A 13,189-nucleotide genomic window follows, 5' to 3' on the forward strand; every position below is an offset into this window, starting at 1 on the left:
GATCTCGAAAGTTTATTCTTTCGAGATCCCTAATCAGTATCCAGTAATAATCTTCTTAATTATCCCCTGCCGACATCTTTCGCGCATCAATCAGACCACTATCCAAGAACCAGTACTGATGCCAATCACCAACCAGAGCGGTGAAAGGCACTGGCTTCTTACCTTGTGCTTCGACCTTTTCAATCAGGTAATTCCGCAAGATCCAGGGGTCGTTCAGCGAGCTTTGTGTCAGTGTGAATAAGTGGTCTAATTTGGTGAGGCTGATGTGCAGGTTGCTAGCAACTTGTTCCTTCGTTAAACCGCTGAGTTCAAAATTTTGCTGCAGTTCATTTTGGGTGTTTTTAATTTGTTGTGGGTTTAAAGTCATTGTAATCGAGTTCCTTTCTAATTCAGATGAAAAATTCGTTCGGCATTACCATGCGCAAAGGCTTCTAGCTGAGCAGGCGTCAAGTTAGTATTATCTAGGAAGGTACGGGCGTTCTTAGGCTGCTTATACGGGTAATCAATTGAGTAGATTAAGTGTTCAGGACCCATTTCGGCGAGTAAGAAATTAAGTTGCGGCTTGCTCAGAATACCGCTAGGGGTGACACATAGACGTTATTCCGATAGTAGTCTGAGAAGGATTTTTTCAAACCGGCATAAGCATCAATTTCATCGTCCAACCGTTCCAGGAACATTGGCACGAATTCACCCCAGTGACCAGAAACTAGCTTTAAATTAGGTAGTTTGTCGAAAATGCCAGAAACAATCATCCGCATGACCTGGATACCAACGTCCATGTGCCAGCCAAAGCCGGCAGAGGAGAGGATCCCGGTCACGACGTCAGACCAGTTTTCGTTAGCAAAATAGTGCTGCGTCACATCAGTTGGGATAAACGATGGGTGGAAATAGACCGGGACATCTAACTGGCTGGCCATTTCAAAGATCGGGAAGAAGAACGAGTCGTCGAAAAACTTGCCTTGGTAATTCCCTTTGAGTAAAACACCATTTAAATGTAATTCGTTAACGGCGCGTTGCAATTCAGTAGCGGCAGCCGTCGGGTCACCGACGGGCAGTACGGCTAGTCCGCCAAAACGAGTCGGATTAGTGGTAATGGCCTTAGCCAGTTCATTATTAGCCTCTTGGCAGAGCTTCACGGCAACCTTGGGGTCCAGATTCTGCGGTGATGAGTTACCGTAAGAAAGAATTTGCTGATCGATTTCATACTTGTCTATAAATGCGATGCGTTGCTTAGTGACGTCGTACATGATTTCAGGCGTTGGCAGTGTCGTCTGCATGTAGTTTCGCATCTTTTTGCTGACGTTTGGCATGGCAGCCTTACCAACGGTTTCGTTGATTACTTGAGTAATTTTAGCGGATTCAAAATGTTCTTCAACAGTGATAATTTTCATAGTGCCACTCCTTAATGTTTCAAATCAGGTTTGTACTTTCACGCTACATTGAGTATTATAAAGAGCAATAAAGTTGGATGAAAGGAAGATACAAGACATATATAGGCCTTGTGTCGCATAAGCAAAATGGCAAGAGCGTTTTTAAATAATCCAATGAAAATTGATCGGCGCAAGCATCGTACCCACGCGAAGTTATTCAACGCCATAGTGGCCAAGCATCAGGCTGGTGTTGAATACAAGCAGATTGAAATCAAGGAGTTTTGTGAAAGTGCCGGCGTTTCACGGGCCACTTTCTACCGTCATTATCAAAATTTAGCGGATGTGATCGTGGTTCACTTTCTGATCGTGATTTCAGATTTTGAGAAACAGATCGATGATTTGTCGCAGCCAAACTTTGAGAATAGCAGCCAGGTTGTAGTATCAGAAATTGAAAATAACCTTGAACTGGTTAAACTGGTTTCTTGGAGCGGTACGCAGAAAAAGGTCCAGTCGGTGTTAAGCGGAACCGCCCAGCAAATTCTGATTTTACGGGACTATCCAATTGCTAGAAGGCAGTTCGTTAGTGAATTTCTTGGTGGAGCGATTCTGCACTTTGCACAAGAAGTTGCGGAGACATCGGAACCAATTCCGCCAGCAGAGGTGCTGGAATTATACCGGATGTTGATCCCTAATGATTTGTCAGATTCGCAACAGTGATTGCAGTCAAAAAGAGCGTTAGAAGTCACTTAACCTTCTAACGCTTTTTTAGAGTTATTTTTGATCTTTACGAATTTGATTCAGTGGTGATTGATCATCTGGTGTGATGATTCCCGCTTTGACCATCAGCCGAATGGCCTCTCGCAAGTGATGAGTCAGGGCAGTTTGTTCAGTTGCGGATAGGTTTTTGGTATGGGATTGAATCCGGTTAGCAATCAGCTGGCTATGTTCGCGGATAATGGCTTTACCATGTTCCGTGCCGTACACGTTGACTACTCGGCGATTATCTTCATTATGCCGGCGCTCAACCAAGTCGCGTTTTTCTAGCGTGGTTATCAGACGAGTGAGTTGCGCACGCGAAATGCCCGTAGTATCAGCCAGTTGACTCATACTGATGCCAATTCGGGTATAGACATTCTTTAAGGTAATGGCTTGGAGCCGTGTGAGTCCAAATTCGTCTAACGTTCGATTTTGAGTGATAGCTTGAGTTAAATCGGTAAATAGCTGTTCGAGTTCTAATGCATCATTAGTGTTAGCTGCCATTTCATCACTTCCTTAGTAAGGTCTTGAAATTAATAAATAGTAAACTGATTATAAATAATTGACAATTATCAATTGTAAGTATAAAGTAGATTCTTGTCAATTATAGACTACTTGATATTTTAAATTTAATGATAGTGAAGTTAACGTTTGATTGAAAGGAACGTGGGTAATAATGAATGATTTTGAAGCAATTAGTCAACTTGTATTGAAGGAACGGATGTATCGTGGTCGACACGTTAAGGAAGCTGCCGATTGTTATTTTCCAGATGCTACTGTTACGACTAGCTGGCAAAGCGGGCCGGTTTCAACCTTTTTAGGGAAACAGCCGGCAGATTTTGCCAATTCATTACCCATCGTGGGGCGTTTTGGCACACCAATCGTACACCAAAACGGGAACCGAGCCTACGTTGAACTTTCATCAACGACCAATCACTGGCAGATGATCAATGGCGTTGAAGCGGTTATTGAATCCTATATGCGCTTGATCTACCGCGTTGAGAAGCGGAACAATGAATGGAAAATTGTTAACTTAACTTCCATTGATGAAGCTGATAAAATGCAACCAGCAATTCCTGGTCAAGATCTCAAGGTCAATCCAGATGATGTTGCTAATTTGCGACGCAGCTATCGGTTTCTTGCTTATGGTCGGATCAAAGCCGGTGGTGAGATAAACCAAGACTTATTGGGAACTGACCGAAAAGCTGATGAAGATGGGCTCTACCAAAAAGCCGAAAATTGGCTTCACGAAAACGATTAATTATAGAAGGAGAATCATTATGGCAGCGGAAAAAACGATTTTGACACTGATCACTGGTGCTGACAAGGGCATTGGTTTTGCCACCGCTCAAGCACTTGGCAAAAAGGGCCAGCATATTTTACTTGGCGCCCGTAACCAAGAACGTGGTGAAAAAGCTGTTAAACAGCTTAAGGATGACGGGATTAAAGCTGATTTCATTCAACTAGACGTTACTGATAAGGCACAGATCAAGGCTGCAGCGGCTAAAATCAAAACTGATTATGGTTATCTCAGCATCTTGATCAATAATGCTGGAATCGCAATGGATCACCATCAACCAGCTTCAGAACTCAGTACGGACACCATTCGTCAGGACTTTGATGTGAACTACTTTGGCCTGATCGATGTGACCCAAGCGATGATTCCGTTATTAAAGGCTGGTCGTCCAGCTAAAATTATTAACATCTCCAGCAATATGGGTTCCATGGGCTTAGCCAGCGATCCTAATTCTCAATTCTACAAGGTTAATTCATTGGGCTACCAGTCATCAAAGGCCTCAGTTAACTTTGCTACGATTATTTTCAGCAAGGAGTTAGCAGATGAAGGCATTACGGTCAACTCAGTTAATCCAGGCTGGACTGCTACTGGTTTTGGCGGCCGTCCAGAGGATGCACCCGCTCCGGCAGGAATGCAAGATGTTGCCACCGGTGCTGCACAGATCATCAAGATGGCTAGTTTACCAATTGATGATACTACCACGGGAACCTTTACGGAAAATGCGGGTAAGTTATCTTGGTAAAGGGTTTTTAAAGTAATTAGTTAATTCGAAGGTTCACATGATAATTAAGCTTTAAGTTATTGAAATTATAATTAAATTTAATAACTTAAAGCTTTTTTTATTTCCAACGGTACCTAAATGTTTCATATGGAATATTTAAGCACCGTTTACTAGGTTTGTTAGTTTAGATTATTTAATTTGGCCGTAAAAGCTTACTAAAACAAAGTTATTTGATATATAAAAGGTAACTATGGGAATATCAAAGAAAATATTTTGTGTCAAAACTGTATTTTTATTGAACAATATCAAAAAAAGTGTCCATGAATAAATATTATAGTGCTATAATGACCGCATAAAGAGGATTAACTGGGAGAAGTTAATTTTCTTTATGCTTTGTGAAAACTGCTTTTTAAAGTAGAGGGGGTGAATTAATATTGAGGAAGCTATTTTCCATAGATTATTTCACAAAAAAGGGGGAGACTTCTGTGAAGAAACTTTTGCTGGCTGTTAGTTTTCTACTGGCTATGCTGACACTGCTCATCTTGCCAGTAACTGCTAATGCTACAGCAAATAATGTGTCTGTTAATACTGCGGTTGCTACCAGTTCCACTAATTCAAGTAAGTGTATATATCCGGCGAACCTGGGGAAAAACACGAGCACCTTGAATAGTTCAGTAGATCCTCGTACAACTACTAAAGCATCACAGGCGACAGTTACTGATGAACAATCTGAGAAAACGGGAACAGCGACAACTGACAATCAATCTGAGAAACTGGAAACGGCAACAACTGATGAACAATCTGAGAAGCCGAATACAGTAACGACTAATGATCAATCTCAAAAGCCAGCGACGGTAACTCCTGATGTGACAAAGACTCAGAATCCTACAACAGAAGCTGAGAAGACTGATCCTAATCACAGCAATGAATCGTTCAAAGAAGCTGTTGCGCCTGCAGTTTTCGTGCCAGAAATTAGCTATAAGTCTGGCGAAAAAGGCAAAGATGTTTCTAGTGATGTTACTGTTAATCAACAATTGACGGATATTAATGGTAATAACATTGATGGAAGTTATCAGAAAGATATTCATGATGGTGACTTTGTACACTTTCTTTCTAATTTTACTATCAACGATACTGCAGTGCGTCAGATAAAGAATGGTGATTACTTCAGTGTTAAGCTGCCTGACCAAATAGTGGTCACTGACACATCAGTGTTTCCTTTGATAGATAAGGATTTATCAGGTAATCCTGAGATTGGCTCATATCATTTAGTAAAAATTGATGATACTCAAAAACTGGTAAGAGTCACATTTAATGATTATCTGGAGAAGAATACAGGTGTTACGGATGTTTCTGCCACTATTGATACTCGTGGTAAAGTAACCGAGGGTAAAAAAACCATCAGTTATCAACAAGGAGGCACAGTTCCTCTTGATGTTAAACCTGCTCCTAGTGGACAGCCAGTTAGCGGAGATCCTTACCGTGGTAAAGGGCCAATCGTTAAAGAAGGGTATCAAGTTCTTGATGATAATGGTCTTCCAACTGGTGAAGTTAACTGGACGTTAAATGTTAATATTGATGCTATAGCGGATGCATTAGGTACTGGAACCGTGTCTTCTGATCATGTAATGAAGAATGCTGTTATTTATGATAATTTGACTCCAGGGCAAACCGTGGCTCAGGACTCAACGCCGCGTTTGGGTGTCCCAATTTATTTAAGAGACCAAGATGGTAATGTGTTGAGTACTACTGATACCGTACTTGGCGTTAATGTAGGTCAAAATGTATCTCTAGCTGATGTTGCTGCTGCTAACGGTGGTGAATCTACTGATAACGTAACTTTTACTCAATTTAATGATTACGTTAAGAGTCATTTGGGCTCGTATGGATTCTTCAAGCAGAATAGTAATGGTGACGTTTATGGTCAGTCATACACTGCTGGGCAGTACACTTTTATCATGAACGTTGGTGACCTTGGTGTTAAGAATAGTGCAGGCAATCAATTAAGTCTGACACAACCGACGTTAGGTTCAAATGAGGATCAGGTTCGTGATAAAGTTCCGTCTGAAGGAGCAGCTAATGTTGACCAAACTGTTGACGGCTATCATAATTTACTGAAAGCTACCGGAAACTCAGGTATAGCTGGTTTGCATATTGAATTTCGTATGAATGAAGATGCAACCTTTACGCATGATCTTAGCAATACGGCAATTGTTGCGCATGATGGCACTCAAGACACGTCTAAAAACTATACAATTCAGTATAGTGGAACAGATAGCGATGTTGAGTTAACGATTGCTCAAGGTGTCATCGAAATTCACAAGTATGGTACCGATAAAGATTCAAAAGGTGACTACTCTAAACTAGCTGGCGCCGAATTTAAGATTACTAATGCCACTGGTATTATTGTAGCGGATTTAACGACGGATGATAGTGGATCTGCCCAGACTAACGCTTTATTGAGTGGAACATACACCATTACTGAAGTTAAGCCGGTTAACGGCTATCAGAATACGTTACTAGCTGATGGAGCGGGTAATGTACTAGGTGATGGCAAATCATACACAGTAACCATTGACCGTAATACTGATAAGCATGGTGTTCTTGTCAATATCTTCAACAAGAAGAACACAACCAATATCGAAGTAACTAAAACTTGGAATGGCGTACCAACTGGTACAACAACACCAACTGTGACAGCTACTTTGTATGCTAATGGAATAGCAACGACTAAGACTGTGACGCTAAGCAAGGATAACGGGTATGCAGACAGCTTTAAGGACTTGGATGAAACGGATGCTAACGGCAACAAGATCACCTATAGTGTTAAAGAAGAACCTGTTGCTGGTTATACTAATAAAAACGTTACAGACACAGATGACCTAATTGCAGTTACTAATGGCAAAGTTGCCTTAGTGAATGACTACATTCCACAAAAGACTAATATCGAAGTAACTAAGACTTGGAATGGTGTACCAACTGGTACAGAAACACCAATTGTGACAGCTACTTTGTATGCTAATGGAACAGCAACGACTAAGACTGTGACGCTAAGCAAAGATAATGGGTATGCAGACAGCTTTAAGGACTTAGATGAAACGGATGCTAACGGCAACAAAATCGTCTATAGTATTAAAGAAGAACCTGTTGCTGGTTATACTATTAAAAACGTTACAGACAAAGATGGCCTAATTGCGGTTACTAATGGCAAAGTTGCCTTAGTGAATGAATACATTCCACAAAAGACTAACGTCGAAGTAACTAAAACTTGGGTTAATGTACCTGCTAATTCAAGTACACCTGATGTAACGGTTACGTTACTTGCTAACGGAAAAGATACTCAGCAAACATTGATATTGACAGCTGCAAACCAGTTCCAGGGTAGCTTTAGCAATCTAGATATGATTGATGCTAATGGGCAAGCAATCACCTATAGTGTTAAAGAAACTCCGGTTGCTGGATACACTGCTGAAAATAATGGTATTGCGCAAGTAGTTAATGGTAAGGCAGTTCTTGTGAATGATTACAATCGTCCGCCCGTTAATCCAAATCAGCCAATAACTAATGTTAAAGTTGTTAAAATTTGGAAGGGCGTACCAGCTGGTACACAAACTCCAGACATTACCGTTACTTTACTTGCTGATGGTGAATCAACAGGTAAGACACTTGTGTTAACTAGCAAGAATCACTACACGGGTAGTTTTACTGATTTAGCTTTGACTGATGCCAATGCTAAAACAATCGTCTATAGTGTTAAAGAAACACCAGTTGCTGGGTACACTGCTGAAAACGGCGGTGTCGCCACAGCTGTTAACGGAACTGCTACTTTGGTTAACGATTACGATGTTCCAGGTAAGCCAGAGAAACCCCAGACGCCTCCAACGCCGCCTGTAACCCCTCCTACACCACCTGTAACGCCTCCAACACCGGAGAATCCGAATACTCCGAATATTCCAAATACTCCGATTACACCTGAAGAACCAAAGACTCCAAATGTTCCAGAAACACCTGAAACAACAACTGATCAAAATCGTGTATCAACACCTTCTAAGAATGAAGCTAACACACCTGTTGCTAGTGTTCACGGAGAAGCCGTTGCACCACGTAAGCAAGACAATGTCCAACCAAAACCAACTGAAGCAAAATTGCCACAAACTTCTGAAAAGCAATCATCTTCAGCCGCTTTAATTGGTGTTGCACTGCTATTGATGCTGTTTGTACCAATGACTTTGCTTAAGAAAAAAGCTTAAACGAATAAAAAGTTAAACAGTTTCAATTGGGAAAGCACTTCTGCCGGTTTGGTAGGAGTGCTTTTTTAGGCCTTTAGTGATACCGCACGCAGTACCAGATCCTAGTGATGAGTTAGAGCAGATATTTTACAAAATTGCAATTTGTTCATTACAATGGTAGGTTTTACTTGTAACCTTACAGGGGGATGAACGAATGAAACGTGATAATAACAGACTGTCTGGACATTACCGGGCGATGTATAAATTAATCTATGAATCAGGTAAAATTTCTAAGCAAGATATCGCGATGAAAATGAATTTAAGTTTACCAACGGTTACTCAGACCTTGCATCAGCTGATGGAAGATGAACAAATTGTGACTGATGGTAAATTTACTTCAAGTGTTGGGCGACGTGCGGTTGTTTATTCACCAAATAATGAAAGGGCTTACGCGGTAGGCTTAGAATTATTTGCGAATCACGTCACCGCTACGCTAGTTAATGTGCTGTATGAGGATTTAGGCTCAACTACCATTAATTTACCCTTTAAGATTGAAGAGGGATATTTCCAGCAGTTAGGTGACTGGGTTCGAGAGTTTATCAGTGCGCAAAGTATTTCTCTGGACAAAGTTGTGGGTGTTGGAATTGGCATTCAGGGTTTGATTTCTGCCGATGGTAAAAAGGTGCTGTATGGTAAGATTTTAAATTGTACCGGATTAACTAGCAGCCAGTTTGAACGCGCCATTGGGATACCGGTGACGTTATTTCACGATGCAGACTGCGTTGCTTTGGCCGAACAAAACCAGTCGCACAACCAAGAAGATGCGATATACCTTTCTATTGGTGAACATTTAGGGACAGCAATCGTGATTAACAATCAGATTTATACCGGTGAAAAAGGGCGCAGCGGCACGATGGAACACATTACGCTTAACAGTAAAACTGGGCATAAATGTTATTGCGGTCGACGAGGGTGCCTAGAAACCTATAGTTCTTTAAGTGCGTTGCTGAGGGAGAACGAAACCATTGAGGGCTTCATGGACCACCTCAAACAAAAGGATCAGGAAACAGTTCAGCGCTGGCGCGATTACCTGACTAACCTGGCAGAAGTTATCAATAACCTCCATATGTTTACTGACAATCGATTGGTCATAGCGGGTGTTTTAGCCAGATATTTGGATGATGGTGCCATTGAGTTCATCAATAAGCGCATTAAAAGTATTACGGCCTTTCCAGAGGATCAGCCCTACGTTGAGCGAGGAACAGCGCAGTCCAGACCAGTTTCATTCGGTGCGACTTTACCAATTATAAAAAGTGTTTTAGATAATATTTAAGCATTATAGACGTCACTTCTAGCGGTAGAAGTGACGTTATTTAGTAGAATTAAAAATTCACTCCCTCATAACAATTAGAAAATAAAATAATTACCCGGGAAATAATCAATCCATCATCGTTATTTTCAAATAATGCGTAGCCCTTTGGGGTTGCTTATTGATGATAACATGGAATAATAAGAGTATTGAACAATTACAGGAGGGACAGGCATGAAGCACATCGTAACTGGAATTATTGCCCATGTGGATGCAGGGAAAACCACGCTGTCTGAAGCGTTGCTTTATAAGGCGGGGACCTTGTCACAATTGGGTCGAGTGGATAATGGTGATGCGTTTCTTGACCCTGATGATTTAGAGAAGAAACGCGGTATCACTATTTTTTCTCACGAAGCTAATCTTCAGTATGAACAATTGAACCTAACCTTACTGGATACACCAGGGCACGCGGATTTTGGTGCTCAGACGGAACAAGTACTTAGTGTTTTGGATTACGCCATTTTAGTTATCTCAGCAACTGATGGTGTTCAGGGCTATACACGAACGTTGTGGCGCTTGCTAGCACGCTACGGGATCCCCGCTTTTATTTTTGTGAATAAAATGGATGCCCCAGGTGTTGATCGGGATAAATTAATAACCCAGTTGCAGACGGAGTTAGCGCCCGGTTGTTTAGCATTTGATGGCGATAACATAGCCGATAGCTATGAAGATATTGCGTTACAGGATGATTCAGTATTGGATAGTTACCTAACTTCTGAGACGCTAAGCGATGATGTGATTCGACAGTTGATCAGTCAGCGAAAAGTCTTTCCAACTTATTTCGGGGCAGCACTGAAGTTAACCGGTGTTGATACTCTAATGGCAGGCTTGCAGCGATGGACAACTGAACGGGCGGCCAATAAGGGTTTTGGTGCCCGGATTTTTAAGGTGTCTCACGACGAAAAGGGCGAGCGGCTGACCTGGGTTCGCGTCACGGGCGGTGAACTGCATCCTCGTGACGAGGTATTACCAGATCAAAAGATCAATCAGCTGCGCCAGTATAACGGAACGAAATATACGGTGAGTCAGACAATCACGGCCGGTGAAGTCTGTGCCATTACAGGGCTCACAGGAACGCGTCCTGGACAAGGATTAGGCGACTTGGCTGATGGCCAATTGCCGATCTTGCAGCCGGTTTTAACCTATAAGGTTAATCCTCAAGGTAATGATTTGCACGCCTGTTTGACTGCTTTACAGCAACTAGAAGACGAAGATCCGCAGCTTCATGTGACTTGGTCAAATCAATTGCAGGAGATCCGGGTACAGCTGATGGGTGCTATGCAGCTGGAAGTGATTCAACAGTTGCTGGAACAGCAATTTCAACTGGATGTAAGTTTTGATGAAGGCAGCATCCTATACAAGGAAACCATTACTGATTCAGTTGAAGGTGTCGGTCATTTTGAACCATTGCGGCACTATGCGGAGGTTCATCTATTGCTGGAACCGGCAGACCGTGGCTGTGGTGTTCACTTCGCCTCTAACTGCTCCCTAGAGGTGCTGGATAAGAACTGGCAGCACCAAATTATGACTAATTTAGCGGCTAAACAGCACTTAGGCGTATTAACTGGTGCGCCGATTACCGATATGAAAATAACTTTGATAGGTGGCCGCGGCAGCATTGTGCATACGGTTGGTGGCGACTTTAGAGAGGCCACCTGGCGAGCTGTTCGTCAGGGACTGATGATGGCTAAGCAAAAAGGTGAAGCACAGTTGCTGGAGCCCTGGTATCAATTTCGACTGACAGTGACTCAAGACCAGGTCGGTCGCGCGATGAATGATATTCAGCGCATGGACGGCGAGTTTGAAACGCCGGACAGTACAGCTGGGACAGTGGTCACACTTACCGGAAGTGCGCCGGTTGCCGAAATGCAGGGTTACGCGCAAGCAGTAAGTGCCTATACCCATGGTCAAGGCGAGCTAGAGTGTGTGGTCGACGGCTATCGACCGTGTCATAATGCCGAAGAAGTGATTGCAGCAGCGAATTACGATCCGGTGAGTGATTTGGACAATACACCAGACTCCGTTTTCTGTGCGCATGGTGCCGGGTATCCTGTTAAGTGGAATCAGTTACCAGTAATGGCGCACTATCCCTATATGAAGAGCTGAAAAACTAGGAAAGCACTTTTGAGCTGAGAGTTCAAAAGTGCTTTTTAAGGTATATAGACAACTGCGGCTATCATCTAAATAAGTTTGAGATTAAGCTCAAGAAAACGCTTTAATCATCACCGAATTGTGGTAAAATAAATTCAGTTAAGAATTATTCTAAAAAGAATTTACTTATACTGATGTTTCGATGGATGTACAAGGAGGAGATTAGGAATGGCAATTGATTTGAAAGACGTGCAGTCAGTTTACAAGGATGCGGGGAGCAACATTATTTTTTCAACAATGGACTTGAAGCGGGAGAATCATGATGCTGATTTAGAAATGATTCAAGATCTTGCGGAGCATTTGCCAGCGTTTGAAAACTCCTTGAATATTCGCTACCCAGATGCAGGATTAGCCGTGGCTTTTGGTTTTTCACGTAAAGCTTGGGACTATCTCTTTCCTGATGCCAAGCGGCCGAAAGAACTGGAAGAATTCGAACCGGTTGTGGGACCAAAATATACCGCACCAGCAACGCCAGCAGATCTATTCTTTCACGTGCGGGCCAAAGATTCAGCTGTTCCCTTTGAATTAATGACCATGGTGATGGAACGAATTCAAAACAACGTCACGGTTCTTGATGAAACGCATGGTTTCCGCTACTTTGAAGGTCGGGCCATTATTGGTTTTGTGGATGGCACAGAAAATCCAAGTGCGCTAGATACGCCAGACTACGCTGTTATCGGTGATGAGGATCCTGATTTCATTAACGGCTCATACGCGTTTGCCCAGAAGTATGCCCACAATATGGAAGCCTGGAACGCACTGAAAACCGAGCAACAGGAGCAAGCTATTGGCCGGAAAAAATTCAATGATGTGGAACTTGAAGATGATCAAAAAGCACCGAATGCTCATAACATCGCTTCTCAAGATAATGAGGGCGGTGTCGAACACAAAATCGTCCGGATGAACGTGCCATTTTCAAACCCAACGGAAAATGTTAACGGGACTTATTTTATCGGCTATGCCCGTCACTGGACGGTTACCAAGCGGATGCTGACAAATATGTTTACCAAGTCTGACCGGTTGTTGGATTTCTCAACTCCAGAAACTGGTGAAGTATTCTTTATCCCATCATTCACTGTTCTCGGTAAGATTGCAGACGGTGAGGAATTTTAGATTTTGGAATAGTTTAGAGCCTGTCAATTTTAGCAGGCTTTTTTTCTACCAAAAGTCAAGTGACCCAAGGCGTTTCACTGCTTAATGAATGATAAATTGTTAAATATAAGACACACTTAAATAAGCCTATCCTCTTGCTAACTTTTTTAGGACATGCTAATGTAAAATTTAGTTATGCTGGTG

At 42.3% G+C, this 13,189-nt stretch carries 11 protein-coding genes; 7 read left to right on the forward strand and 4 right to left on the reverse strand.

What is annotated here, in order from left to right; translation table 11 throughout:
* Window positions 1–55 precede the first annotated feature (55 nt).
* The 3 genes from JUE95_RS08395 to JUE95_RS08400 are packed head-to-tail and all read right to left on the reverse strand — an operon-like array spanning window position 56 to window position 1,391.
* Window positions 56–367 carry a DUF2316 family protein gene (locus tag JUE95_RS08395; RefSeq protein WP_203650663.1) on the reverse strand — a complete coding sequence of 104 codons (312 nt, stop codon included), beginning with the start codon at window positions 365–367 and terminating at the stop codon, window positions 56–58.
* A 17-nt stretch (window positions 368–384) separates the two neighbouring features.
* Entirely contained in the window at window positions 385–534 is a 150-nt protein-coding gene (locus JUE95_RS12845) for an amidohydrolase family protein (protein ID WP_268920918.1), read from the reverse strand.
* 32 nt (window positions 535–566) lie between these two features.
* Window positions 567–1,391: an amidohydrolase family protein gene (locus tag JUE95_RS08400; protein WP_268920919.1), complete on the reverse strand. Its 825-nt coding sequence runs from the start codon at window positions 1,389–1,391 to the stop codon at window positions 567–569.
* A 126-nt stretch (window positions 1,392–1,517) separates the two neighbouring features.
* Between JUE95_RS08400 and JUE95_RS08405 the strand changes: the two genes are divergently transcribed.
* Window positions 1,518–2,087: a TetR/AcrR family transcriptional regulator gene (locus JUE95_RS08405; protein ID WP_203650664.1), complete on the forward strand. Its 570-nt coding sequence runs from the start codon at window positions 1,518–1,520 to the stop codon at window positions 2,085–2,087.
* A 54-nt stretch (window positions 2,088–2,141) separates the two neighbouring features.
* Here the strand turns inward: JUE95_RS08405 and JUE95_RS08410 are convergent, their stop codons facing one another.
* Window positions 2,142–2,630, reverse strand: a complete 489-nt coding sequence (locus JUE95_RS08410; RefSeq protein WP_203650666.1) for a MarR family winged helix-turn-helix transcriptional regulator — start codon at window positions 2,628–2,630, stop codon at window positions 2,142–2,144.
* Between the two features lie 172 nt (window positions 2,631–2,802).
* Between JUE95_RS08410 and JUE95_RS08415 the strand changes: the two genes are divergently transcribed.
* The 6 genes from JUE95_RS08415 to JUE95_RS08440 all read left to right on the forward strand — a co-directional run bounded on the left by JUE95_RS08415 (window position 2,803) and on the right by JUE95_RS08440 (window position 13,006).
* Window positions 2,803–3,387 (forward strand): hypothetical protein, encoded by a 585-nt coding sequence (locus JUE95_RS08415; RefSeq protein WP_203650668.1) that lies wholly within the window; start codon window positions 2,803–2,805, stop codon window positions 3,385–3,387.
* A gap of 19 nt (window positions 3,388–3,406) precedes the next feature.
* Window positions 3,407–4,165, forward strand: coding sequence for an SDR family NAD(P)-dependent oxidoreductase (locus JUE95_RS08420; protein WP_203650670.1), 759 nt, complete (start codon window positions 3,407–3,409; stop codon window positions 4,163–4,165).
* A 464-nt stretch (window positions 4,166–4,629) separates the two neighbouring features.
* Entirely contained in the window at window positions 4,630–8,394 is a 3,765-nt protein-coding gene (locus JUE95_RS08425; protein WP_203650672.1) for a Cna B-type domain-containing protein, read from the forward strand.
* Between the two features lie 193 nt (window positions 8,395–8,587).
* A complete protein-coding gene (locus tag JUE95_RS08430) occupies window positions 8,588–9,706 on the forward strand; it encodes an ROK family transcriptional regulator (RefSeq protein ID WP_203650673.1) in 1,119 nt (372 codons plus the stop codon).
* A gap of 210 nt (window positions 9,707–9,916) precedes the next feature.
* On the forward strand, window positions 9,917–11,848 hold the full coding sequence (locus JUE95_RS08435) for an elongation factor G (RefSeq protein ID WP_203650675.1): 1,932 nt from the start codon (window positions 9,917–9,919) through the stop codon (window positions 11,846–11,848).
* Between the two features lie 213 nt (window positions 11,849–12,061).
* The gene (locus tag JUE95_RS08440) at window positions 12,062–13,006 is read left to right on the forward strand and encodes a Dyp-type peroxidase (RefSeq protein WP_203650677.1); all 945 of its coding nucleotides are present in this window, start codon (window positions 12,062–12,064) and stop codon (window positions 13,004–13,006) included.
* The last annotated feature ends 183 nt before the right edge of the window (window positions 13,007–13,189 follow it).

It is taken from the genome of Secundilactobacillus yichangensis, from assembly GCF_016861565.1.
Classification (GTDB): Bacteria; Bacillota; Bacilli; order Lactobacillales; family Lactobacillaceae; genus Secundilactobacillus; species Secundilactobacillus yichangensis.

Bases quoted from the DNA above. Each gene is read 5' to 3' on its own strand.
- JUE95_RS08400 (WP_268920919.1), bottom strand. From the start codon at position 1,391: ATGAAAATTATCACTGTTGAAGAACATTTTGAATCCGCTAAAATTACT.
- JUE95_RS08430 (WP_203650673.1), top strand. From the start codon at position 8,588: ATGAAACGTGATAATAACAGACTGTCTGGACATTACCGGGCGATGTAT.
- JUE95_RS08405 (WP_203650664.1), top strand. From the start codon at position 1,518: ATGGCAAGAGCGTTTTTAAATAATCCAATGAAAATTGATCGGCGCAAG.
- JUE95_RS08420 (WP_203650670.1), top strand. From the start codon at position 3,407: ATGGCAGCGGAAAAAACGATTTTGACACTGATCACTGGTGCTGACAAG.
- JUE95_RS08395 (WP_203650663.1), bottom strand. From the start codon at position 367: ATGACTTTAAACCCACAACAAATTAAAAACACCCAAAATGAACTGCAG.
- JUE95_RS08435 (WP_203650675.1), top strand. From the start codon at position 9,917: ATGAAGCACATCGTAACTGGAATTATTGCCCATGTGGATGCAGGGAAA.
- JUE95_RS08440 (WP_203650677.1), top strand. From the start codon at position 12,062: ATGGCAATTGATTTGAAAGACGTGCAGTCAGTTTACAAGGATGCGGGG.
- JUE95_RS08410 (WP_203650666.1), bottom strand. From the start codon at position 2,630: ATGGCAGCTAACACTAATGATGCATTAGAACTCGAACAGCTATTTACC.
- JUE95_RS12845 (WP_268920918.1), bottom strand. From the start codon at position 534: ATGGGTCCTGAACACTTAATCTACTCAATTGATTACCCGTATAAGCAG.
- JUE95_RS08415 (WP_203650668.1), top strand. From the start codon at position 2,803: ATGAATGATTTTGAAGCAATTAGTCAACTTGTATTGAAGGAACGGATG.